General features: G+C 45.1%; 24 protein-coding genes. 15 read left to right on the top strand and 9 right to left on the bottom strand.

Going from position 1 to position 24,493, the window contains the following annotated elements:
- Positions 1 to 32: 32 nt before the first annotated feature.
- The gene (gene pspF / locus FIV04_RS09365) at positions 33 to 1,046 is read right to left on the bottom strand and encodes a phage shock protein operon transcriptional activator (RefSeq protein ID WP_152468988.1); all 1,014 of its coding nucleotides are present in this window, start codon (positions 1,044 to 1,046) and stop codon (positions 33 to 35) included.
- Between the two features lie 241 nt (positions 1,047 to 1,287).
- On the opposite strand from pspF, the gene pspA reads away from it, so the two are divergent.
- From pspA to FIV04_RS09320, 9 genes are all read left to right on the top strand, one after another.
- Positions 1,288 to 1,959, top strand: coding sequence for a phage shock protein PspA (gene pspA / locus FIV04_RS09360; RefSeq protein ID WP_032552131.1), 672 nt, complete (start codon positions 1,288 to 1,290; stop codon positions 1,957 to 1,959).
- 14 nt (positions 1,960 to 1,973) lie between these two features.
- Entirely contained in the window at positions 1,974 to 2,207 is a 234-nt protein-coding gene (pspB, locus tag FIV04_RS09355; RefSeq protein WP_032552132.1) for an envelope stress response membrane protein PspB, read from the top strand.
- A complete protein-coding gene (pspC, locus tag FIV04_RS09350; RefSeq protein WP_152468987.1) occupies positions 2,200 to 2,586 on the top strand; it encodes an envelope stress response membrane protein PspC in 387 nt (128 codons plus the stop codon). The genes pspB and pspC overlap by 8 nt, the downstream gene beginning before the upstream one ends.
- A 158-nt stretch (positions 2,587 to 2,744) precedes the next feature.
- Complete coding sequence (locus FIV04_RS09345) at positions 2,745 to 3,779, top strand: efflux RND transporter periplasmic adaptor subunit (RefSeq protein WP_152468986.1); 1,035 nt, start codon at positions 2,745 to 2,747, stop codon at positions 3,777 to 3,779.
- A gap of 1 nt (position 3,780) precedes the next feature.
- Complete coding sequence (locus FIV04_RS09340) at positions 3,781 to 4,866, top strand: efflux RND transporter periplasmic adaptor subunit (RefSeq protein WP_152468985.1); 1,086 nt, start codon at positions 3,781 to 3,783, stop codon at positions 4,864 to 4,866.
- The gene (locus FIV04_RS09335; protein WP_152468984.1) at positions 4,859 to 7,954 is read left to right on the top strand and encodes an efflux RND transporter permease subunit; all 3,096 of its coding nucleotides are present in this window, start codon (positions 4,859 to 4,861) and stop codon (positions 7,952 to 7,954) included. The genes FIV04_RS09340 and FIV04_RS09335 overlap by 8 nt, the downstream gene beginning before the upstream one ends.
- 87 nt (positions 7,955 to 8,041) lie before the next feature.
- The gene (locus tag FIV04_RS09330) at positions 8,042 to 8,608 is read left to right on the top strand and encodes a DNA-3-methyladenine glycosylase I (RefSeq protein ID WP_150894159.1); all 567 of its coding nucleotides are present in this window, start codon (positions 8,042 to 8,044) and stop codon (positions 8,606 to 8,608) included.
- 101 nt (positions 8,609 to 8,709) lie between these two features.
- Entirely contained in the window at positions 8,710 to 9,594 is an 885-nt protein-coding gene (locus FIV04_RS09325; protein ID WP_152468983.1) for a winged helix-turn-helix domain-containing protein, read from the top strand.
- Complete coding sequence (locus FIV04_RS09320) at positions 9,585 to 10,055, top strand: hypothetical protein (RefSeq protein WP_050487443.1); 471 nt, start codon at positions 9,585 to 9,587, stop codon at positions 10,053 to 10,055. Before FIV04_RS09325 ends, FIV04_RS09320 begins: the two co-directional genes overlap by 10 nt.
- An 87-nt stretch (positions 10,056 to 10,142) precedes the next feature.
- Here FIV04_RS09320 and FIV04_RS09315 read toward each other — a convergent pair whose 3' ends face one another.
- Together FIV04_RS09315 and cls are read right to left on the bottom strand one after the other, a co-directional pair.
- The gene (locus tag FIV04_RS09315) at positions 10,143 to 11,327 is read right to left on the bottom strand and encodes a cystathionine beta-lyase (protein WP_152468982.1); all 1,185 of its coding nucleotides are present in this window, start codon (positions 11,325 to 11,327) and stop codon (positions 10,143 to 10,145) included.
- Positions 11,328 to 11,475: 148 nt separating this feature from the next.
- The gene (cls, locus tag FIV04_RS09310; RefSeq protein ID WP_152468981.1) at positions 11,476 to 12,930 is read right to left on the bottom strand and encodes a cardiolipin synthase; all 1,455 of its coding nucleotides are present in this window, start codon (positions 12,928 to 12,930) and stop codon (positions 11,476 to 11,478) included.
- Positions 12,931 to 13,296: 366 nt separating this feature from the next.
- On the opposite strand from cls, the gene FIV04_RS09305 reads away from it, so the two are divergent.
- The 4 genes from FIV04_RS09305 (at position 13,297) to FIV04_RS09290 (ending at position 18,329) form a co-directional block, all read left to right on the top strand.
- The gene (locus tag FIV04_RS09305) at positions 13,297 to 14,730 is read left to right on the top strand and encodes a sodium-dependent transporter (protein ID WP_032552142.1); all 1,434 of its coding nucleotides are present in this window, start codon (positions 13,297 to 13,299) and stop codon (positions 14,728 to 14,730) included.
- A 196-nt stretch (positions 14,731 to 14,926) separates the two neighbouring features.
- Positions 14,927 to 16,543 (top strand): methyl-accepting chemotaxis protein, encoded by a 1,617-nt coding sequence (locus FIV04_RS09300; protein ID WP_152468980.1) that lies wholly within the window; start codon positions 14,927 to 14,929, stop codon positions 16,541 to 16,543.
- Positions 16,544 to 16,674: 131 nt separating this feature from the next.
- Positions 16,675 to 17,373 (top strand): TIGR01621 family pseudouridine synthase, encoded by a 699-nt coding sequence (locus FIV04_RS09295; protein ID WP_152468979.1) that lies wholly within the window; start codon positions 16,675 to 16,677, stop codon positions 17,371 to 17,373.
- An 8-nt stretch (positions 17,374 to 17,381) separates the two neighbouring features.
- Positions 17,382 to 18,329, top strand: coding sequence for a class I SAM-dependent methyltransferase (locus tag FIV04_RS09290; protein ID WP_152468978.1), 948 nt, complete (start codon positions 17,382 to 17,384; stop codon positions 18,327 to 18,329).
- Positions 18,330 to 18,424: 95 nt separating this feature from the next.
- On the opposite strand, the gene FIV04_RS09285 is transcribed toward FIV04_RS09290, so the two are convergent.
- The 5 genes from FIV04_RS09285 to FIV04_RS09265 form a co-directional block, all read right to left on the bottom strand.
- Positions 18,425 to 19,042 carry a CDP-alcohol phosphatidyltransferase family protein gene (locus FIV04_RS09285; RefSeq protein WP_152468977.1) on the bottom strand — a complete coding sequence of 206 codons (618 nt, stop codon included), beginning with the start codon at positions 19,040 to 19,042 and terminating at the stop codon, positions 18,425 to 18,427.
- Positions 19,032 to 19,682, bottom strand: a complete 651-nt coding sequence (locus FIV04_RS09280; protein WP_152468976.1) for an ATP-binding cassette domain-containing protein — start codon at positions 19,680 to 19,682, stop codon at positions 19,032 to 19,034. Before FIV04_RS09280 ends, FIV04_RS09285 begins: the two co-directional genes overlap by 11 nt.
- Positions 19,648 to 21,348, bottom strand: coding sequence for an ABC transporter permease (locus FIV04_RS09275; RefSeq protein ID WP_152469558.1), 1,701 nt, complete (start codon positions 21,346 to 21,348; stop codon positions 19,648 to 19,650). The genes FIV04_RS09280 and FIV04_RS09275 overlap by 35 nt, the downstream gene beginning before the upstream one ends.
- A 5-nt stretch (positions 21,349 to 21,353) precedes the next feature.
- Positions 21,354 to 22,517, bottom strand: a complete 1,164-nt coding sequence (locus FIV04_RS09270) for an ABC transporter substrate-binding protein (protein ID WP_152468975.1) — start codon at positions 22,515 to 22,517, stop codon at positions 21,354 to 21,356.
- 269 nt (positions 22,518 to 22,786) lie between these two features.
- Positions 22,787 to 23,233, bottom strand: coding sequence for an META domain-containing protein (locus FIV04_RS09265; RefSeq protein ID WP_032552150.1), 447 nt, complete (start codon positions 23,231 to 23,233; stop codon positions 22,787 to 22,789).
- A gap of 177 nt (positions 23,234 to 23,410) precedes the next feature.
- Here FIV04_RS09265 and FIV04_RS09260 point away from each other — a divergent pair, with 177 nt between their 5' ends.
- Positions 23,411 to 23,674 (top strand): DUF1289 domain-containing protein, encoded by a 264-nt coding sequence (locus FIV04_RS09260; protein WP_152468974.1) that lies wholly within the window; start codon positions 23,411 to 23,413, stop codon positions 23,672 to 23,674.
- 95 nt (positions 23,675 to 23,769) lie between these two features.
- A complete protein-coding gene (locus tag FIV04_RS26915; protein ID WP_167332348.1) occupies positions 23,770 to 23,937 on the top strand; it encodes a hypothetical protein in 168 nt (55 codons plus the stop codon).
- 106 nt (positions 23,938 to 24,043) lie between these two features.
- Here FIV04_RS26915 and FIV04_RS09255 read toward each other — a convergent pair whose 3' ends face one another.
- A complete protein-coding gene (locus tag FIV04_RS09255) occupies positions 24,044 to 24,265 on the bottom strand; it encodes a hypothetical protein (RefSeq protein ID WP_032552151.1) in 222 nt (73 codons plus the stop codon).
- Between the last annotated feature and the right edge of the window lie 228 nt (positions 24,266 to 24,493).

Raw genomic sequence — 24,493 nt, 5'->3', positions numbered from 1 at the left:
TTGCGCTCCAAATAATAATCCTGTGCTAGCAGCTATTTATCGCTGTTTTGACCAACTATCGAATATTTCCTCACCATGCCTCTTAATTGGTTGTAGGTAAGACCAAGCAGTTCAGCCGCCTGTTTTTGATTGTATTTGCTTGTTTTCAGTGCCTGATTGAGGAGTGCGATGTCTTGCTCCTCTTGCCACGCCTTGTAATCGAGAGGAAGCGAAAAGCTGCGCTCATTAGAAGTATGGTCGCTTGGTTCAGGATTGTCAGTTTCGGCCTGAGCTTCACTCCATGCGGGCTCGAACGGATTAAATACAAGAGATTCAATCGGCTCTGGATTACGGCCATGTTGGTAGATAGCTCGTTCAATCACGTTTTTCAGTTCACGAACGTTGCCCGGCCACGGGTAATCGATCAATGACTGTTTTGCTTCAGGTGAGAAGCCGACAAACAGCTCTAGTTCAAGTTCGCGGCACATCTTAATCGCGTAATATTCGGCAAGCAGTGTAATGTCTTCTTTTCGTTCTCGAAGAGGTGGCAGTGTAATCACGTCAAACGCCAAGCGGTCGAGTAGGTCCGCTCTAAATTCACCTTTGCTCGCCATATCGGGAAGGTCGGCATTGGTTGCACAAACCAGCCTTACATTAGCACTAAGGGCTTTTTGGCCTCCAACACGCTCGTATTGTCCATATTCGATTACGCGAAGTAGCTTTTCTTGAACTGCAAGGGGAGTAGTTGCCAGTTCATCGAGAAACAAGGTGCCGCCTTCTGCACGCTCAAATCGACCCTGATGACGGCCCTTTGAACCCGTAAAGGAGCCGGACTCATGTCCAAAAAGTTCTGAATCAATCAGGCCTTCGCTTAACGTTGAGCAGTTAAGAGAGATGAGTGGCTGATCCCAACGTCTTGATAAGTAGTGGAGACGCTGCGCAATCAACTCTTTACCAGTACCGCGTTCACCAATGATGAGGACTGGTCTTTCAATAGGTGCCAATTGAGAGACTTTATCTAGAACAGAGAGAAAACTTGGGGATTCGCCAATTAAATTTTGCTGCATAGGTGGCCTTATCGGTGCGATTGTGTGACGCTGGTGGTGAAAAATACCAACACTTGGTTAATTTCATCATAGCATCTGTTGTTATAATCACCACCTAATATTAAGTTGTTGATTTTTAATGAGTAAAAAATTGGCATGCAATTTGGATTACTAAGAATAAGTTTATCCGCGAGTGATAACACCATTCGCACAGTATCCATGGTTTAACCATTGGCTAAGTTGATTATTTAAGGAGTTCCTTATGGGTATTTTTTCTCGCTTTGCAGACATCGTAAATTCAAACATCAGCGCATTACTCGATAAGGCTGAAGATCCTGAAAAAATGATTCGTCTTATCATTCAAGAGATGGAAGACACACTGGTAGAAGTTCGCACCAATTCAGCGAAAGCTATCGCTGACAAAAAAGAACTGGCTCGTAAGGTTGAGTCTATCGAAGACCAAATTGCAGATTGGCAACAAAAAGCGACACTTGCACTGACTAAGCAACGTGAAGATCTAGCGAGAGCTGCTCTGATTGAGAAGCAAAAGCTAGAAGACATCATCAAGAGTCTTCACACTGAACAAACTCTAGTTGAAGAGACAATTGAAAAGCTAACCAGCGAAATCGGTAAGCTTGAAACTAAGATCGCTGAGACGCGCGCAAAGCAACAAGCGCTAGCGATTCGTAACAACGCAGCAAGCAACCGTCGTGATGTTCAAAAACATCTTCATTCAAGTAAAACAGATGAAGCGATGGCGAAATTTCAGCAAATGTCACGTAAAGTAGATGAACTTGAGGCGGAAGCGGATCTGTATGCTAAAACAGGTAACGCTAAATCCCTTGATCAAGAATTTGCTGAACTGCAAGCTCAAGACGAAATTGAGAAAGAGCTGGCGAAACTGAAGCAGCAAGTCGAAAACCGCGATAAATAACCTAGGAGTTATCTATGTCATCATTTCTAATAGCTGGTCCACTGATTGTCTTTCTGATTTTTGTTGCTCCGCTATGGTTATTTTTGCACTACCGCAGTAAAAAGAAGTCGAGCAACGGTTTGTCTGAGACGGATCTTCAAAGGTTGCATCACCTTTCGCAACAAGCGGAGTCGATGCAAGATCGTGTTAAAACCTTAGAAAAGATCTTAGATGCGGAGTCCCCTAATTGGAGACGAAACTATGAGTAGAGAACTGTATCGCGACCCTATTAACGGCAAGTTATCTGGTGTTTGTGCCGGCCTAGCGAATTACTTTGGCTTAGAAGTATGGTTAGTACGCATTATGGTTATCTCTGCCGCGCTTCTGGGTGGTAGCTTCTTAGTGATTCTCGCTTATCTGGCGATGACGTTCATGATTGAAAAGCAGCCAAGACGCTATGTCGACGAACTGAAGTCAAAACAGGAGCACACTTTAAAGCAAAAGCCATGGGAGCAAGGTCAAACACCAGAATTCCTACTCAACACTTTAGAGCGTGATTTCGAGAAAATAGAGCGCGATGTGCGCAACATTGAAGCTTATGTCACTTCTGATACTTTCAAAGTGAATCGTGAGTTTAAAAATATGTAGCACGTTAACTTGTTAACTTCCTATAACGGCTTGGATGATTATCGTCCAAGCCGTTATTTTTTTTGGATATTTTCTCAAAATAATTCCGGACATTAACTGGTAAGTTAGATGTGATTAATCTATGTTAATAAAATATTTATAGATATGGATGATCTCAAATGTATAAAGCCTCCCTTGTCCTTATGACAGCACTAGTAGGGCTATCTGGGTGTGGTAAGGAGCTGCCTCCTGTCCCCGAACCTGAATCACGACCTGCCAAACTCTTCACTGTTTCTGTCGGCAACAACACTTTTAAACGCGACTTTCCAGCCACAACAGAAGCCGGTGATAAAGCAGTCCTAGCATTCCGTGTACCTGGACTCCTTCAAAGTATTGAGGTCACTGCCGGGCAGGTGGTTACAAAAGGCGACACACTCGCCATTCTCAATCCCGACGAGTATCAACTATTAGAAAAACAAGCTCGAGCCAATTATCTGCTGGCGGATGTCCAGTTCGAGCGAGCTAAAAAGCTACGCAAAGACCGTGTGGTTTCAGAGCAAGATTACGATCAAGCCAAAGCAAACCATAACTCGGCAAGAGCGGTATTAGACCAAGCCAAAGCTAACCTTCGATACACTAACCTTGTCGCTCCATACGATGGGACCATCTCGATTATTCCCGCTGAGAATCATGAATATGTGGCAGCTAAAGAAGGGATTATGAACATTCAGACCAACCAGATTATGAAGGTTGTGTTCTTGCTTCCGGATCAGTTAATCACGCGCTACTCAGCAGGTTTTGAAACAGAAGCGAATATGGTGTTTGATGCCTTCCCGGATTATTCCTACCCGCTGACATTCCAAGAGGTCGATACCGAAGCGGACCCTAAAACCGGCTCTTATAAAGTGACTATGGTAATGGAGCGTCCAACGGACATCGGTATTTTACCGGGAATGTCTGGTAACGTATTCCTCTCTTCAAATCGCGGTGCTGCAACCAAGATTCCAACCGCAGCAATGATTACAGAAAACGACGATACCTATGTATGGCGTGTGAACAACGACGGCATTGTTGAGAAAGTCGCGATAGTGACGGATGAAAAGCGTCATATCGTATCTGGGTTGAATGATGGTGACCGCATCGTGACATCTGGCGTTAATGAGTTGAAGTCAGGTGAAAAAGTCCGCGAGTGGATTAAAGAGAGAGGGCTCTAATATGAAGAATATTAAAAGAGCTATTGGGCTCTCCTGTCTAGCGTTACTTGCTGGTTGTGAACGACCAGAGGTGACGTCTGAAGTCAATGTGCCTTTGGTTCGAGCTATGGAAGTACAGGTTCTTGATTTTCATGACAAGCTCTACTTTCCAGCAGTCGCTAATGCGGCAGAAAAAGCGCACCTTAGCTTTCGAGTTGCAGGAGAAATTAACCGACTGACGGTAAAAGAGGGTGAGCGTGTCAAAGAAGGTGACGTGATTGCTGAACTCGATCCAACCGACTATCAACTAGAAGTCGATAACGCTCAGGCTCGATATACGGTGGTAAACAGCCAGTACAAACGTTCGAGTCCATTGGTTAAAAAAGGCCTGTTGGCCAAGTCCCAATTTGATGAAATTGCAGCGCAGCGTCAAATCGCTTATGCCGAGTTGGAGTTGGCGAAACTGCGTCTTTCATTTACTAAATTGCGTGCCCCTGTAGATGGCATCATTTCTCGCGTGAGCGTGGACCAATTCGAGAACATTCAGGTTGGCCAACAGATCGTCAATATTCACAGCGTTGAAGACGTTGAGGTAGTTATTCAACTACCAGATCGTATTTATGTGAATCAACCTACTGAGACACTGGTCTCCGACATTCGTGCGTTAGTTCGTGTCCCAAGCGGCAATGAATATGAGTCTCGAATCAAGGAATTTACGACAGAGCCAGACCCGAGTACTGGCACGTTTACTGTGACACTTGCGCTACCAATGCCAAAGGATGACCTGATCCTTGATGGTATGGCGGTTGAGGTGACTTCATATGGTCGCGATATCGGCTTAGAGCTCAAAGCGGGGGTGCTGATCCCAATCGAGTCGGTATTCAATGCTGACGGTGACCCTCTAGATAACAAAGACTCTTATGTCTGGGTTGTGAATGATGATAAGACCGTGACCAAACAACAGATCGTTTTAGGCAAAGCCAACCAAACAACCCTGCAAGTGATTAAAGGGTTAGAAATTGGCCAAACCATTGTGACAGCGGGTGTGTCGAAGTTAAGAGATGGGATGACAGTGGAAGTATTGTCTCAGGAGACGAATAATGAGTGAAGTGAATAACAAGCCTCAAAGCGATGATGAAGTAACAGGAGTTGCGGCATATTTCATTCGTAATAAGGTGATTAGTTGGATGCTATCACTTATCTTCTTGATTGGTGGTGTCTCAGCGTTCTTTGGACTAGGTCGACTAGAAGACCCCGCGTTCACTATTAAAGACGCAATGGTTGTCACTTCTTATCCGGGAGCGACACCTCAGCAAGTTGAGGAAGAGGTGACATACCCGCTTGAGAAAGCGATCCAACAGCTTACTTATGTTGATGAAGTCAATTCTATCTCGAGCCGAGGACTGTCTCAGGTCACTGTGACCATGAAGAATAACTACGGCCCTGATGACCTTCCACAGATTTGGGATGAATTGCGTCGTAAAGTGAACGATCTCAAAGGGCAGCTACCTCCGGGTGTGAATGATCCGCAGGTGATCGATGACTTTGGTGATGTATACGGGATTTTGCTTGCGGTCACTGGTGAAGGTTATTCCTACAAAGAGCTACTTGATTATATTGACTACCTCCGCCGTGAATTAGAACTGGTGGATGGAGTGAGTAAAGTCTCGGTCTCGGGGGCGCAGCAAGAGCAAGTGTTCATTGAAATATCGATGAAGAAAATCAGCTCTTTAGGCCTTTCTCCAAACACAGTCTTTAATCTCCTTTCGACACAAAACGTGGTCTCAGACGCTGGTGCGGTGCGAATCGGTAACGAATATATTCGTATACACCCGACGGGGGAATTCCAGAATGTTGAACAGCTCGGAGACTTGATTCTTACCGAAGGTGGCGCGCAAGGCCTCATCTACTTGAAAGATGTGGCAGACGTTAAGCGTGGTTACATTGAAGTACCGACCAATATCATCGGCTACAACGGTAAGTTAGCACTTAACCTCGGTATCTCATTTGCTCAAGGGGTGAACGTAGTGGCGGTTGGTGAAGCATTTGACCGACGCTTAGCCGAGCTGAAATACCAACAACCTGTAGGCATTGATATCTCTGAGGTATATAACCAACCGAAAGAGGTAGACAAGTCGGTTAGTGGCTTTGTGGTCAGTTTAGGACAAGCCGTTGCTATCGTTATCGTGGTGCTGCTGTTCTTCATGGGGCTGCGATCAGGTCTATTGATTGGTTTGATTTTGTTGCTGACGGTATTGGGCACCTTCATCTTCATGCAGTACTTCAAGATCGATTTGCAACGTATCTCACTGGGGGCTCTAGTTATTGCGCTGGGGATGCTGGTGGATAATGCCATTGTGGTGGTCGAGGGCATACTCATAGGCACGCAAAAAGGCCGAACGCGTATGCAGGCCGCTACCGACATTGTTACTCAAACCAAGTGGCCTCTGTTAGGTGCGACTGTGATTGCGGTAACAGCCTTTGCGCCTATTGGGCTTTCAGAAGACTCGACGGGCGAATATTGTGGCACCTTGTTTACGGTACTGCTTATCTCGTTGATGTTGAGTTGGTTCACTGCAATCTCAATCACGCCGTTCTTTGCTGACTTGTTCTTCAAAGGTCAGAAGGTGGATCCAGATAACGAAGGTAAAGATCCATACAACGGGATGGTTTTTGTCATCTACAAAAAGTTCCTTGAGTTCTGTATGAAGCGCGCATGGCTAACCATGATCGTTCTGGTGATTGGTTTAGGTGCGAGTGTTTACGGCTTCGGTTTCGTGAAACAAGCCTTCTTCCCATCATCAACGACACCAATGTTCCAAGTTGATGTGTGGATGCCAGAAGGAACAGACATCCGTGCGACAAATACCAAGCTGAAAGTGCTGGAAAGCTGGTTATCTGAGCAAGAGGAAGTTGAGCATATTACGACGACCGCAGGTAAGGGTTTACAACGTTTCATGCTGACGTATGCGCCAGAGAAGAGCTACAGTGCTTATGGCGAAATCACAACTCGAGTGAAGAGTTATGAAGTCCTTGCTCCACTTATGAAGCGCTTTAGAGACTATGTTGATGCTAGCTTCCCTGAAATTGACTACAAGTTGAAGCAGATTGAATTGGGTCCAGGCGGTGGTGCGAAAATTGAAGCGCGTATCGTAGGTTCTGATCCAACAGTGCTGCGTTCAATTGCTGCTCAAGTGATTGATATTATGCATGCTGATCCAGGTGCATTTAACGTTCGTCACGACTGGCGCGACCGTACTAAGGTTCTTGAACCTCAATTTAACGAAAGTCAGGCTCGTCGTTACGGTATCACTAAGTCTGATGTGGATGATTTCTTGGCAATGTCGTTTTCTGGTAAAGCGATCGGTGTATATCGTGATGGTACGACACTGATGCCTATCGTGGCACGCCTGCCAGAAGATGAGCGTATCGACATCCGAAACATCGAAGGGATGAAGATCTGGAGTCCAGCATTGAGTGAGTTCATTCCGTTGCAACAAGTGACCTTAGGCTACAAGATGCAATGGGAAGACCCACTCATCATTCGTAAGAACCGCAAGCGTATGCTGACGGTGTTTGCTGACCCTGACTTACTGGGTGAAGAGACCGCTGCAACGCTTCAAAAGCGTCTACAACCACAGATTGAAGCGATTGAGCTTCCACCGGGTTATTCACTCGAGTGGGGTGGTGAATATGAGTCTTCAGCAGATGCGCAAGCGTCGCTGTTTACCACGATGCCTCTCGGTTACCTGTTTATGTTCTTGATCACCGTGTTCTTGTTTAACTCAGTGAAAGAGCCGCTGATTGTTTGGTTGACCGTGCCACTGGCATTGATTGGTGTAACCACAGGGTTGCTCGCGCTCAACACACCGTTTGGCTTCATGGCACTGCTTGGCTTCTTGAGTCTGTCGGGAATGCTGCTCAAGAACGGTATTGTACTGCTCGACCAAATCGACATTGAGATGAAGTCGGGTAAGGAGCCATACATCGCGGTAGTAGATGCTGCGCTGAGTCGTGTTAGACCTGTTTGTATGGCAGCGATTACGACCATTCTGGGTATGATTCCGCTGCTACCGGACATCTTCTTTAAGCCGATGGCGGTAACTATCATGTTCGGTCTAGGCTTTGCGACAGTATTAACCTTGATTGTGGTTCCGGTGTTGTACCGCATGTTCCACAAAATCAAAGTTGTCTAACATTTTCATTATTATTTAAAGACTATAGTGCCCCATCAAGGGGCACTATTTTTTGGTCGCTGTATTGACCGTTAGGGAGAATCACAAATGACGACACAACAAGTCGAACAAACCTGTGCATGGGCATTGAAGCACGAGTTGGAAAGGGAGTATCACGATAAGGAATGGGGTATCCCGGTTCATGATGATCAGGTTCTGTTTGAGTTTATTACGCTTGAAGGTGCGCAAGCTGGCTTAAGTTGGATCACAATTTTGAAGAAGCGAGAAGGCTATCGAGCGGCATTTAAAGAGTATGACTTAGAGGCTTTAGCAGCAATGGATGAATCACATGTCGCTGAGATCATTGAAACTTATGATGTGGTCAAACACAAAGGCAAGATTGCTTCAGTATTTAATAATGCGCGTGCCGCAATAGAGTTACAGAAAGAATTTGGTTCAATCTCTAATGCGCTTTGGCAGTTCGTTGACCACCAAGTCGTCATGAACAACTGGCAAGAAATGTCTCAGGTTCCTGCGTCAACTGAGCAATCAAAAGCCATGAGTAAATTCCTTAAAAAGCGTGGATTTAAGTTTGTTGGAGAGACGATCTGCTACGCATTTATGCAAGCGGTCGGCATGGTGAACGACCACCTGGTTGATTGCCCAAAAAAGTAGCGATAAAGCGATGGTAATTTAGTCGTTAGTGGAAAATAGACTAGTCTTTTCTATACTTTTCAATATTATATGCGGCCAGTGACATAGATTTATAAAAGAATGTGAAAAGACAGAATTATCAAATATGTGAGGCAACCTATGATCCACTACGTAGGCAGTTTCACTTCAATGATGGTGACATCGAAACGCTCTCTCCACTTGAAGGCAAAGTGTTTGTTTTCTTATTGCAAAACGTAGGTGATTGCGTTGAGCGCAGTGTGATCTTCAAAGAGTGCTGGGGCGATGTCATTGTTTCTGAACAAGCGCTGACAAACGTAGTATCAAAGCTGCGAAAAACACTCGCAAAAGTGACATGTGACTGTGCCTCTATTCGAACGGTGAGTAAAACAGGTTATTCACTCGACGTCTCTTCACTGACTGCTATCGAAACTCAACACGCATCTGAGATGATTGTTGAAAGTAATTCTGAGCAGGGGACAGAGATGTCTTCTGATGAAGACGCTCAACAAGTGCTCAAAGCGCAGCAAGACAAATTGAGTTCTAACGCCAAGCCTTCATTGATTCAAGGTGGCCAAGCCTTCAACGTCGGCTTCTATTTCATTACCGCGCTTTGTGCTGTTGTTATCGCGTTTAATATATATCGAGTATTTGATTCTTCACTACCTTACTTTGCCGACCAAGCAGAGTATTCGTCCAGTTATGTTGATAACAGCAACCAACACTATCTTCATGTCGTGAGAAAGGAGCGTTACTCGATTGATGAACTTGAGCTCGCTCTCACAACAATGTTACCTAAGCACTGCCAACTGAGTGTTTTTGTCCGAATTTACCCTTCGGTAGACGAGCCAGAAAATGATGCTTTGAGTATGTTCGTACAGAAAGGAAACGGACCATCATTCAATTACATCGTGTCGGTATTCGATCTTAAAACATCGTTTGACTCGTTCAAAAAGTATGTAGCAACGAGAGATTACCTATGCGGATAATAATTTTAGCAGTACTGATATTTGCCGCGGGTATGAGCTTTACGTTAGAGAAAGAGTCGCTTTCTGGCAGCCGCTGGCACTGTAAGACCATGAAAACCGATTTTCTTTCTAGAGCCTTTGAGCCTTATCAGTCACTCTATGAACGGATGATCTTCACGTTCCAGTCGGATGAGACATTCAGTATCAAAGAGTTCGTCACCATAACGGGAAAAGATGATTCAAGCCATGTGGTAGAGAATCTGTATAACGGATATTACAAGCAACAGGGCGACCGCTTATCAATGACCATTGCTGATGTTCGCACTGCGACGAAGCACCCTGATCCGGTAATCAACGCCGAATACAGTGAGTATCAAGGCATCACTATCGATTACAACTATCAAGTGGTGGATGATTACCTTTATCTGTTTAATGATAACCGCTCAGAGATCTTCAATTCGATTTGCTACCAAGTGAATTAGTCAAGTGATTGAAAAGTAATTAGATAGAAAACGAAAAAGGCAGCCTGGTGGCTGCCTTTTAGTTAATGCTGAGTTTGTATCAGTAGTCTAAAGAAGCGCGTTGTAGCGCTCAAAGCCAGCTTCAAGGTCTGCAATCAAGTCATCGACGTCTTCGAGGCCAATGTGCAGACGAACCAGTGTTCCTTCAAATTTCGGGTTCGCAACGGTACGCAGGCTATCAAAGCTCTTTGGCTCGTTCGCTAGAATCAAGCTTTCAAAACCACCCCATGAGTAACCCATGCTGAAGTGTTTCATACCATCTAACAACGCAGTTGTAGCGCGTGGGTAGCTTGTTTTAAGTACAAACGAAAACAAGCCATTACCACCGGTGAAATCACGCTTGAAGAACTCATGGCCTGGGCAACTTTCTAGTGCAGGGTGACGTACATGGTCCACTTCTGGACGACTTTGTAGCCACTGAGCGACTTTTAAGCTGTTCTCGGCGTGCTGACGCAGGCGCACATCCAATGTTCGGATACCACGCAAACCTAGGTAAGCATCATCCGGAGATACGCATTGTCCCATCAGATAGCTCTGCTCACGCAGTTGGTCCCAATGTTTTTCATTGGCGACAGCAGTGCCTAGCATCACATCTGAGTGACCGACAATGTATTTGGTCGCAGCTTGAATTGAGATGTCGACACCGTACTCAAATGGCGAGAAGTTAACTCCTGCAGCCCAAGTGTTGTCGAGCATAACAATGATATCGTGTTGATGAGCAATACGAGCCAGAGTTGGAATATCTTGAACTTCCATGGTGATGGAACCCGGAGACTCGGTAAATAGGATCTTAGTGTTGGGTTGAATAAGATCTTTAATACCTTCACCGATGGTTGGTTCATAGTAAGTGGTCTCTACACCCATCTTTTTCATGATGGTGTCACAAAAGTCACGCGTTGGCTCGTAACAAGTATCGACCATCAGAATATGGTCGCCCGTTTCTACGAATGAGAGGATGGCATTAGAAATTGCCGCAGTACCACAAGGATAAAGCGCACAGCCAGCGCCGCCTTCAAGCTCGACCATCGCGTCTTGGAAAGCAAAGTGGGTATTAGTGCCTCTACGGCCATAGAATAGAGTTTTGTTGGCACGGTTTACGGTTGCTTTGTGTTTTTCTGCAACCGTATCAAATACAACAGTTGATGCACGTTGAACGGGTGGGTTAACCACACCGTTGGTCCACTTTTTATCGCGGCCCGCTGTGATCAGTTTTGTTGTTTTGCTTTCGGACATACTCTGAATTCCTTATCAATCTATTATCCTTTATTTAAAACATGCCATTGGGTACGAAAGCAAGGGAAGTTAAAGAGTTTTTAGGAATTAACTAGACCCTTTGTTGAAAAAGGGTCTAGGAAATGGATAAGAGGGTGGAATTCAAAATCTAGAGTAATGGATTGAAGAGGTAAAATAGACGCTCAAAGAAGCGCGATTGAAGGCTTCGTTCCTGCCATTTATCAAGGCTGACTGGATGAGAAGTCTCAATGTATGACTCTTGAAGGTCGGCAAGTTGACGCGTAAAGCTCACATCATCGACGGCAAGCGTTACTTCGAAGTTAAGCCAGAAACTGCGCATATCGATGTTCACGGTACCGATTAAGCAGAACTCCTCATCAATCACTACGGATTTAGTATGGAGCAAGCCACCGTAGAATTCGTAGATCTTCACGCCCGCTTCAAGCAGTTCGGTATAAAATGCGCGAGATGCCCATTTAACCATGAGTGAGTCGTTGCTATGCGGTATCACGAGCTCAACATTGACTCCTCGTTGCGCCGTCATTTTGAGGGTTTCTAGTAAATCTGCACTTGGTACAAAGTAAGGCGTTGTTATACGAACTGAGCGATTTGCTTGGTTAATCGCAATGCTCAACACTTGCAGAATAAGATACTCTGGCATACCGGGACCAGACGGCACAACTTGAACCGGATGTCTGACTTCAGATTCATCAACCTTACATTCAGGTAAGGCAGGCAAAATGCGTTCACCTGTCTCTACCTCCCAATCCCAACCGTGGATAGCAGATAACACATTCACTGTTGGACCTGTAACTCGTACCATGACGTCAATCCACTGTCCAACACCCGCACCTTGTTTGAAGTGAGCAGGATCGACCATGTTCATTGAGCCGGTGTAGGCCACAGTTTCATCAATCACGATGATTTTACGATGTTGTCTAAGGTCTAGACGTCGTAGGAACATACGCCAAGGGCTTACCTCAAGCGCTTGCACGACTTGCACGCCAGCATCACGCATCATAGAAAGCCAGTGGCTTTTGAAGAATCGCGGAGAACCTGCGGAATCGAGTAGAACCTTCACATCGACGCCGCGCTTTGCCGCGCGGATTAACGCTGAAGCGACGGAATCGGTTAGGCCGCCCGGATGCCAGATATAGAAGACCATTTTGATACTGGTTTGAGCGTTTTCGATGTCTTCAATGATTGAATGCAAGATATCGTTGGGAGACGATTGCAAAGAGAGCGTATTGCCACTTAATGCAGGAATACCCATACGGTTGTTGCACAGTTCATCGATTTTATGGATTGGCGAACCCACTTTGCCAGGCAGGTGCACTTGGCAGTGGTCCAATTGGCGGAACCAATCACCGAAAGGGGTAAACATACGCTGGGCACGTTCTGCTCTTTTTCTTCCCAGATTCAACTCGCCGAAAAGGAAATAGCAGGCAACACCCACAATTGGGACAATATAGATAACGAGTAGCCATGACAAAGATACGCTCACCGAGCGCCTTTTCAGCACCACTCGAAGCGTTACACCCGCAACCAGCACCCAGTAGAGCACAACGGCGGCCAAAGTTAAGAAATGATAGAGCTTTTCCACATCTAATACTCGAAAAAAGAGACACTTAGATAGTAATGCTATTTTGACAATTTGGGAATTTTACAGAACAACTATTTACAAAATAGAGTAAAGGCTGTAAATAGAGTAAAGTTGTTAAGTTTTAGTTAACTTAAGACGAAAACGATTGTTTTGTATGAAAAGTCGGCATTTAACCATAATATTTTACATTGGTAACGAAATATGTACGGTTCGGGCTTCCAATTTTAATCTTAAACTGGTTTACTTGCTATACAACGAGCGTCAATCAAATTTTTTAGGATGTAAACGAAGATTTACACCTTCTTTTTATAAGACGCCACCCAAAGCAAACACAACATTACACAACATACAAATTTTGGAGTTAAAGTGGCTACTAGTAATACAACCACAACACCTCGTGATACCTGGGGTTCGAAATTAGGATTCGTAATGGCTGCAGCAGGTTCTGCTGTTGGTCTAGGTAATATTTGGAAGTTCCCATACACAGCAGGTGAGAGCGGCGGCGGTGCCTTCGTTGCAATCTACCTATTCTTCGTAATTTTCATCGGTTTCAGTGTGATGCTGACTGAATTTGCTATTGGCCGTCATACGCAAAAATCAGCAGTAGGTGCATTTAAATCAACAGACCGTCGTTGGACGTTCGCTGGTGTTATCGGCGTAGTGAGTGGTCTACTTATCATGGGTTTCTACCCTGTAGTAGGCGGCTGGTCTATTGCTTACATCGGTAAGATTGCTGGTGGTCTTCTAGACGCACCTGAAGCAATCGGTGACAGCTTCGGTGGTTTCATCTCTAACCCTGTTCAACCACTAATGTGGATGGGTCTATACCTTCTTCTTAACGTTGTTATCGTTATGAAAGGTATCTCGGGCGGTATCGAGAAAGCGGGTAAGGTTCTAATGCCTCTGCTATTCCTGATCCTTATCGTGGTATCGATCAAAGGTCTGACTCTTCCAGGTTCTATGGCTGGTCTTGAGTTCCTATTCAGCCCTGATTTTTCTAAGGTAGACAGCAACGTAATCCTAGCTGCACTTGGTCAAGCATTCTTCTCACTATCTCTAGGTATGGGTTGTATGTTGACTTACGGTTCTTACCTTAAGAAGAAAGAAAACCTAGTTCAAACTACTGCTATGGTTACAGCAATGGATACAGGTGTTGCTATCCTAGCTGGTGTTGCAATGTTCCCAGCAATGTTTGCATTCGGCATGGAACCAGCAGCAGGTCCTGGTCTAGTATTCGTAGTTGTTCCTCAGCTATTTGCTGAGATGGGCGGCGTGATTGGTCTTCTATTTGCACTTATGTTCTTTATCGGTCTAAGTGTTGCGGCTCTAACATCTTCTGTTTCTCTACTTGAGGTTGTGGTTTCTTACCTAATCGATGAGAAAGGCATGAAGCGTGTAACAGCGGTTATCTCTGCAAGTGTTGTAATGGCTGCACTATGTATCTTCGCTTCTCTATCTCTAGGTGGCGTTGGTCCAACACTGTTCGATACAGGTGCATTTGATATCTTCGACCTACTAACAGATAAGATCTTCCTAGCTGTTGGCGGTATGTTGGTATGTATCTTCGCTGGTTGGAGACTAAACCGTGCAGACCTAGAGAAAGAAATCACTAACGACGGTGAAGTATCTTTCCCACTATTCGGTCTATGGTACACACTAGTTAAGTTTGTAATCCCAGTAGCAATCGCAATCGTTGCATTCATGGGTATCTCTTCTGGCTTCGACAGCGGTAAGGGTGCAATCATGCTACTAGGTATCGGTATCATTGCAGGCTCAGCGTTAATTTCTAAGAAATTGTAATCGCGACCTTCAAAGTCAAAACCAATAGAAAGCGAGAGTCTTAGGACTCTCGCTTTTTTTTTGCATTATTTCTAACTTTTTCTTATTTATAGGGTTTTTCGTACGGTTTTTTCTAAAGTTATTCGTATGTCAGTCGATATATATTCAAGCATAACAATATGCGAAGTGAATATTGACTCACTTAGGAAGGTGAAACGTGAAACTGTCTGTAAGAAAAAAATTGTATGCAGGCTTTAGCTCTATATTGGCGCTAATGATTGTATTGGTAGCGTTTGTTTGGATCGAGGTAACGGGCTCCCATCGAGTGGCTGACGAGATCCGCATGGATGACGTGCCTGAGCTAGTGAACTATCTTGTATTGGTCGATGAGACCGCAGACGTTTACCGAGATGCAATGGGTGCTGTGACGCATGTTAATGACGCGCTTAATGACTACCGCGCAAACAAAGGGCAGTTCTTCGAAGCGGTTGGTAAGGTTAAGGCACTAGAGAGCGTAGGTACACCTGACTACCGTCGAATTGAACGCGTTGAGAACCTGATGAAAGAGTTCAATACTGCGTTTGAAAATCAAATTGCACCTAAGGTGAATCAGGAAGCTGCGTTCTTGGATAATATTCGTGACTTGCGTGCGCTCTATGAACAATATTTAGTGCCGATTGAAGCTCTGCTTGATGAAGCTTCGATGGCCGAAGAAGTGCAAACTGACAAAGCGCTGCTTGCTTTGACAGACTCATTTACAGCAATGGAACGTATGATTTTAATCCTAACTGCTATTTCCATTGCAGCGGGTGCAGTGATTGCATACCTATTGTCGAACTCGATTACCAGCCGCCTAACCAAAGTGGAACAGGTGGCACGTAAAGTTGCGAGTGGCGATTTAACAGCAGAAGACATTGTTGACGATTCGGATGACGAATTGGCACACCTTGGACAGTCTATTAACCAGATGCAGAAGTCACTTGTTGGCTTGATTGGCTCAATTTCGTCTGTAACGAATCAAGTGCAATCGGCAAGTGGTGAGCTTTCGTCGATTAGCCAAGACATTGTTTCAGGTGCGTCAGCACAAGCAGACAAAGCGACTTTGATTGCCACCGCGGCGGAAGAGCTGAGTCTGACGATTTCAGAAGTTGCCCAGCAGGGTACATCTACTTATGAAGAAGCGCGTCGCTCTGAGACATCGGCAGAAGACGGTCGCTCTGTGATTGTGGAAATGGTGGCAAGCATTCAACAAGTGTCTGCTCAAATGGGCGAAATGTCTGAACAAATGAACACGCTTGGCTCTCATGGTGAACAGATTGGCAGTGTCATCAAAGTGATTGAAGACATCGCAGAACAGACTAATTTATTGGCATTGAACGCAGCGATCGAAGCAGCGCGTGCTGGCGAATTTGGTCGTGGCTTTGCGGTCGTTGCGGACGAGGTACGAGCGCTTGCTGAACGTACTACTAAAGCGACACAAGAAGTGTCAGGTATCATTCAAGCGATTCAATCAGGCACACAAGAAGCGGTTACATACACCCAAGACAACTGTCGTTTAGTTGATATTGGCGTTGAGCAAAGCTCTGGTGCGGTTCAAGCACTGGAAGCGATTGTGAACGGTGCAGCCAATGTACAAAGCATGGTTAACTCAATTGCGACAGCGGCGGAAGAGCAAACAGCAGTGACCAAAGAAATTGCAGCGGATATTACAGCGATCAGCGATATCTCTGAGTCTTCTCTACAGCTTGCGACACGCAGCTCTGAGAGTACGATGAGCCTAAATGCTAAGGTCAAAGAGCTGGAAACCTTACTTGGACAGTTTAAGCTCGCTTAAACCATGGTAAAGATGCGGTAAGGCATTATTGAGCCCACGACTGCTGAACATTCAGTCGTGGGCTTTTTCATTACTGGTATCTGGTGATGGACAAGGTATACTTCTAGCTCGATTACGGAGTAAGCCTTTTCATGTTCGACATTCTTGTAAACCACTCAGATTTTTTACTTATCAATAAACACCCAGGCGTCAGCGTCCATAAAGATGATGGTGATACCATGCTTCTTCAAGAAGTCGCAACATCGCTAGGCATTGAAAAGCTTTATCTGGTGCACCGCTTAGATAAAATGACCTCTGGAATACTGTTGTTAGCAAAAAACGCGGCTGCGGCGAGTGAGTTGTCTCAGTTGTTTGCTAACCGAGAGGTTGAAAAGTACTACCTTGCAATTGGTTCAAAAAAGCCCAAAAAGAAGCAAGGCCTGATTGTGGGTGATATGGAGCGTTCTCGACGTTCAAGCTGGAAGCTGGTTAACAGTAAAGAAAACCCAGCAGTGACACAGTTTTTATCGGCAGCTGCTGAGCCGGGTGAAAGACTCCTGCTTTGTAAGCCATATACAGGGCGCACTCATCAAATTCGTGTAGCGATGAAGTCGATAGGTTCGGCGATCGTTGGCGACCCAATTTACAATTCTTCAAGTCAATCTGATCGCGGCTACCTGCACGCGTTTGCGATTCGATTTACCTATCAATCTCAAGTATATCAATACGTGTGTGACCCGAGATCACAGCAGTCTCTTGGTCAAAAATGGTCACAAGAGACGGTATCGACAGGTTTGGATACTTGGCTTGAACCTTGGTCACTGGCGTGGCCAAAGCTAAACATTAAGTGAGAGATATAATGGAAGCATCTGCTTTACCGGTATTTTTTGAACATATCGAACAACAGCTAAACGAAGTACCTAACGAGCTACGTCGTATTTTTCATGGCCGTGGTAAATTTTGGCCAGGCCTAGAGCAATTAACGTGTGATTGGGTTGATGGTCAGCTTTTAGTGAACATTTTCAAACAGGTTGATGAAGAGTTCTTATCAAACTTGAAAGAGGGGCTCCTTAAATTGACGGAGCAGTCAATTTGGCAACAGAAGCAGGGCACGAGTGTTGTACTTCAACATCGCTATGCTGAAGGCAGCCCATCAGAAGTGATTTGGGGAGAGCTAGACTCATCGCCAGTGGTTGTTGAGCACGGTCTTAAGTATCAGCTGAACATCGGTCGCAACCAGAACTTCGGTCTGTTCTTAGACATGCGTAACGGCCGTCAGTGGGTTCAAGAGAACTCGAAAGGCAAGAACGTATTAAACCTGTTTGCTTACACCTGTGGCTTCTCTGTAGCCGCTCTAGCGGGTGGTGCGCGTCAATGCCTTAACGTAGATATGTCACGCGGTTCGTTGAGCAAAGGTCGTGACAACCACCGTCTTAACGAACATGACATGCGCTCAGTGAACTTCCTTGGTTACGACATCTTCAAATGCTGGGGAAAAATCAAGAAAGGTGGCCCGTACGAATTAGTGATTATTGATCCACCATCTTTCCAAAAGGGCAGCTTTGCACTAACAAAAGACTATAAGAGAATTCTGCGTCGTTTGCCTGAGCTTCTTAAAGAGGGCGGAGAAGTGATTGCTTGTGTGAACTCTCCAATGGTTTCACCGAACTTCCTGATTGATACCATGGCGGAAGAAGCGCCAAATGTTAAGTATCTAGAACGTTTACCGAACCCACCAGAGTTTGTCGATGTTGACGCTGATTCAAGCCTGAAAGTACTTCGCTTCAAGTTAGAATCTGCAGAGTAGTTTCCAAAAACGAACAACGAAAATGAAAGCGCCGCATTACTTCATAGTAACGCGGCGCTTTTTTGTGGGTTCAATATTAGTCGAGTCGAAGTATCTTAGGCTTTGACGTTATTGAGAGTTTGAAAGCCGAAGTAGATTCGCATAAATGTGGTGAGCCAACACGCCGCGCCAAACGCATAAGCAATGGCGGCAAAGTGTTGTGGCCAAATACAGAACGCAATGAAACAAGCGATGGTTTCTGTTCCCTCAGTCAATCCAGACATGTAGTACAAAGACTTATGCTTATAGACAGGGTTCTCGATCCCTTGCTTGCCCGCCATAACTGCGAAGGCTAGGAAACTGCTGCCTGTACCGATGAAAGAGAAAATGAGAAAGGCGCCTGCGACGGCATTGGCGTCTGGGTTAGCAATCACAAAGCCAAACGGTATTAAGGAGTAGAACAAGAAATCGAGGCTAATGTCGAGAAACCCACCGGCATCGGTAATACCCTGGATACGAGCAAGTGCGCCATCAAGCCCATCGCAGATACGATTTAACACCACAAATAGCAGTGCCAAATCATACTGTTGAAAAGCAAGCGACGGAAAGGCTAAACAGCCAATCAAAAAGCCGAAAAACGTAGTTTGATTCGCAGTGACGCCTGCGCTGTTTAGAACTTTAGCCGATTGAGTTAACGGCCAGCGAATGACCTTGATGGAATATTTATCTAGCATTCTCGGTGCTCCATGGCCAATTCAGGACTCGCGCTGCTGGTGGAATATCCGCTTCATCATGGGTCACCATTAATGTCGGAATGTTCGCTTTGCTGAGTTGCTCAAATACCCAATCACGAAATTGAACACGTAGCTCAGGATCGAGTTTACTGAAGGGCTCGTCCAACAATGCAACTTTCGGTTTGGCGAGTAACATTCTCGTCAGACTTACTCGGGCTCTCTGTCCCCCAGAAATTTGGTCTGGGAAAGAGTCGGCAAGTCGTGTGAGTTCGATGTCTTTTAGAGCATCTAGCGCTCTCTGTTGGCGCTCTTTTCCTTTGATACTGTTTGGTAGTGCAAAGGCCAGATTTTCCCAAACCTTTAGGTGAGGGAAGAGCAGATCGTCTTGAAACAGGATTCCCACCTCACGTTGGTGCGGAGCGATTTGATCAATTCGCATGTCGTTGACGTGAACTTGTCCTGTGTATTCAAACTCATTGCTAAGGTGACCTGCGATCACGTCGAGTAGAGTCGACTTGCCACAGCCACTTGGCCCCATTAATGCCAGCACTTCGCCAGATTCTAAATGAAGGCTGAGCGATGAGAATAACTCGCTTCCATCGAGCTTATGGATGGCGAGGTCGTTGAGAGATAGACTCATTAGGTAATAAACCTTTGAATGAAAGACGGCGATACTTGACCTGTAAGCGGCTGATAAGAATCGCAAAAGAGAAAAAGAATAGAGGCAACAAGGCTTGCCAAATGGCGTAAATCGCAGTGACCCTGCGGTCAAATCCGCTGGTTAGTGCAACCGCTTCTGTGGTGATGGTACTGATTCTACCTGCACCTAACATCAAGGTTGGTAAATACTGAGCAAGGCTAACACTAATGCCAACAGCCCATGCAAAAACCATCGCTGGTAGCAGAATAGGTAATTTAACCGTGAGCCAGCTCTGAAGTGGCGATTTTCCAAGGCTAAGCGCCGCCTTGATCAAGCCAGGTTCGAAACTGCGCCAAGGACCGTCCAATGACAGATAGACGAATGGAAAAGCAAAAAACACATGTGACCAAATCACCCAAAACTCATAAGCGGTGCTATTGAGGTAGAGCGTGGTTACCTGTAATCCAAACAATACAGATAGCTGAGGGATAAGCATTGGAATCGCGATAATGTATCCCGGAACCTGCCAGCGATGCTTAATACGATATTCATGAGCAATGAGGGCAAGTACTAAGGCGATAGTTGCAGAAATAACTGCAATCCAGAGGCTGGTGCTAATGGTTCCAGTGATCGCATCCCACTCGTATTCCCAAAAGCGGATACTGTAGCGGCTTGGCAGAAGGTCAGGAAAGCGCCAACGTTGAGCGACACTCCATAGCAACATCAATGGGAACATGACGGCTGTTAGCACTGCCAAGAAAGAGAACAGGCTACGTCCAGGTAGAGCGACACCACGACGACCTGATACCTGCCAGCTTCGGAAATACTTAAGAACGGCCCATTCAACTAATCGAGCAAACGCAATAAGTAGGCTTGCTAAACCAAAGAGAACAATCGCCCCAGCCGCCGCTCTTGGTAGCAAGTTGAGGTCTGGGTCGTTAAACCATTGCCACACTAATACCGCAAAAGTTGGTGGGTTTGTTGGACCGATAATGAGCGCGATATCAACCACTGACAAGCTGTAAGCAAGCACTGCCAGCATAGGGAAGCGCAATTTGTTGAACCATTGTGGGAAAACACATTTCCACCAAATCTGTGAACGACTGTAGCCTAGCGAAGCACTCACTTTGGTGATTTTAGGAATATCTAATTGCTGCAGAATAGAGATACTCATTAACAATAAGAATGGAATCTCCTTCAACGCCAACATCACGATCAATCCAAGTGCATACGGGTCTTTCACCAGTAATGCCAGTTCAGTATTCGTTGATGGCTCTCCTAATAAGCCTTGCAGGGCGCGTATGCCAAGGCCGCTTGGGCTAAACAGAAAGGCGAACCCGATAGCAAAAGCGACATGAGGAATCGCTAGCATAGGTGACAATGTGAGTTCGATTTTACGCCAGAACGGTTTGTCCCACGTTGCTTGGAGAATACAGAAGGTAAGAAAGCAGGCAAGGTAGCTACTGATTACTGCTGAGCTCAGTGTGAGCCCGATAGAGTGGTAAACGCCTTCCCACGAGAAAACTTGCTGGAAACCCACGATTGAAAACTGTTCTAAACCCAATGGAGGGATATAACTGAGAGATGAAGCAATAACCCCAACTACCCCAGGGATAGTTGGGATGATGCACACCGCTATAACAACAAAATATAGAGCGTGAAGAATCAAACTTAGTTACCGTAGCGTTTTAACCACTCAGACTCGAGTGCGGTTTGCCAGCTTGGGTGTGGCTCATCTACCGACTTGAACTGCTGAGTATTACGCGCGCTTCCAGTTAGGTATTTGCTGCTTAACACAGATGGGTCGCCCCAGATGTTAAGGTCGCCTTTGCGTGATTGTGCTTCTGGGCTCAGTAGGTAGTTGATTGCGACTTGAGCACCCGCTGATGCATTGGCATTCCATGGGATGGCCAAGAAGTGAATGTTAGATAGCGCACCACTTTCAAAAGCAAATGCTTTGGTGGTTTCCGCCAGTGTTCCATTAGCTTGAGCCGAGAAAACCGCATTCGGGTTAAAGGTGATCGCTAAGTCAATCTGACCATCATCAAGAAGCTGGATGCTCTCAGAAGTACCCGCAGGGAACTGTTTACCACCTCGCCACGCGACTTTATGGAATTCATCAAGGTACGCCCATAGTGGCTGAGTGATAACCTGGAAGGTTTTATCATCAACAGGTTTAGACAGTGCTGGGTCGTTTTTAGTCAGTTCAATAAGAAGCGACTTCACGAAGCTGGTGCCATGAAACTCTGGTGGACGAGGGTAGCTTAAGCGGTTTGGATACGCTTGTGCGTAGCTCAACATTTCAGAGAAAGAGTGCGGTGGGTTGTTGAGTGTTTCTTGGTCGTGAATAAAGACCAGTTGTCCAACCCCCCAAGGTGCTTCTAAACCCTCAGTAGGTTCTGAGAAATCAACATCGATTGGTAGAGATTTATCGACATATTGCCAATTCGGCAGCGTTTCAGTGAACGGGCCAAACAATAGAGCGTTGTCTTTCATTGAACGGAAGTTTTCACCGTTGATCCAGACCATATCGACGCTACCACCGCTGTTTTTACCCGCGGCTTTTTCTGCGATTAGGCGGGTGGTCGTCTCTGCGATGTCGGTTACCTTAACGTGCTTGAGTGTCACACCATGGTTTTGTTGCAGTTGTTTGCCTGCCCATTGGATATAACGATTGATCTCTTGGCTACCACCCCAAGCGTGAAAATAGACAGTTTGTCCTTCGGCTTCACGTTCAATTTGGCTCCACTCTTGCGAGTTTGTGTTGTCTGCATAAAGTGTTGCGCTGTAGGCTGTTGTGGCCAGTAATCCAATCGTACTAACTAATTTGTTCATAAACTTTTCCATATCTTTGTGAACGGCTGAGGGCAGTGCATTTGTTACTTCCTTAAGGTTATTCTATCTGTTTCTGAAATAATTTCTAATTCAATAGTAAATTCAAAGGATTACTCATCGAATTATGTGACCTTATCTATGACCGTGTTTTTGGGTAAATAATTACAGAATAAATCGTGAATTTTTCAAATGATTTAGAAATACCTCTCAGATACGAAAAAAGGAGCCAAATGGCTCCTTTAGAAAACTTGTTCATCACATTGTTAGGATTAGTTTTTCCAATCACTTAATGTGTAAGTTAGGGTATGTACGTCGTTCTTCAGTACTAACGTATCTTTAGTCAGAGTTACGTCACTCCACTCAGCAAGTGTTGCAGATACAGACTGCTCAATGTCCATTGCTGCACCGTGACACATCTTCATTGTCATGCCCATCTGCTTGATGCGGAATTGACCGTCTTTCAGTTCACCCTGACCAAAGAAATTATTACAGCCAGCAATACCGTTAGCTGTTAGTTTCTCACCAATCTCTAGGCGAGGTGCTGCTTGATGTTCGCTTTTCTCAATGTCTTTGCCGTCGATTTGTGCCAGTTCCCAATTATGGTGCTGTAGATCGGTAGCTGTTACTTGCATTGCGTCATCACCCGTTGTTGTACATGCAGCAAGCATGATAGGTAAAGCGGTTACTGCTAGTAATTTTTTTGAACTAAACTTCATATAATATGGCTCCAAAGGAATAAACGAAGTTACCAAAGATGCGTAACTTGATTGGTGAAAAGTATAGTTAACAAAACGCTATATGTGTCAGTATACGGTCATAGTTTAGTATGTTTTCGTTGGGTTCGATGATTTAATAATCATAGTATCAGGCACATAGAGTACTCAGGAGGAGTCGTGGAGCAGTTAGAGTTTTTTCAAGTTCCAAGCCCCTGTGTGGGAGTATGTTCAACGGATGAAAAAGGCTATTGCAATGGCTGTATGCGAAAGCGGGAAGAGCGGTTTAATTGGATGTCTATGACACCAGCTCAGCAGTTACACGTGATCAAACTATGTCGACAGAGATATAGAAGAAAACGCCTTGCACAGTTGAATAATGGATCTAAACCAGAACAATCACCAGAAGAGTCTGTGAGTCCGCAACAAGATCTTTTTGGATAATTGCGACTCATACAGTCTGTTTTTAACAAACTCTTTACATCGGCCGACAGGTGTAATATTAAAGAGACTACGATGCCAGAAGGGATGATGTTGGTATGAGTAAGAAAGAGAGCAAAATTAAGAGCAAGCCAATAAAATCGCTCGACAAAGAACGCCTAGAAGATAAAGACGACCCAGAAAGAGTCGCGCGTGATTGGCACAGTATGACCGAAGAAGAGCAAATGGAAGTGTTATCTCACCTATCGGATATGCCTTTCCAGTAGTCCTTATATGATAGCCAAAGGCAAAGATTATGATTAAGTACTAAAAAGCCACCCAGCGGTGGCTTTTATGCATTTAGGCTCGAGATTATCGCTTTTCGGGTTAAATCTACTTAGATCCCCAGTGATCGCTGACCCATCCACCAATATGCTCATCAAAGTGATTACCACTGAATCGGTGATTACGTTCAACAGAACTATCACTCTCATCTTTATTGTCTAATAGCGTTTGAATGTAGTTAGCCATCGGGTCATTAGAACGTTGACGATCGCGTCGGGTTGCTACTTCTTTAATCAGTTGTAATCGGTATGCAGAGCTAGCACGTTTCATTTCAATGACCTCCTGGTTATAGACACTAATAGAAAAATCTAGTTGGTGGTTTTGTGACCGTCAACGCGATTTTTAAGTATTTTTTTTGACCAACGAGGAATCAATCAGTTGAGTGCATTATTCATAAAAATGTAATTTAAAACAGCTCTTCGTTAAGCGTCAAAATAAGATGTTTTATATGAGTGGAGGTGACTATTTCTAGAGGTTCAGATGTAAAAAAGCCCAGTT

This window comes from Vibrio sp. THAF190c, from assembly GCF_009363355.1.
In the GTDB taxonomy this organism is placed as follows: domain Bacteria; phylum Pseudomonadota; class Gammaproteobacteria; order Enterobacterales; family Vibrionaceae; genus Vibrio; species Vibrio fortis_A.
This window is presented reverse-complemented; position numbering and strand designations above follow the sequence as displayed.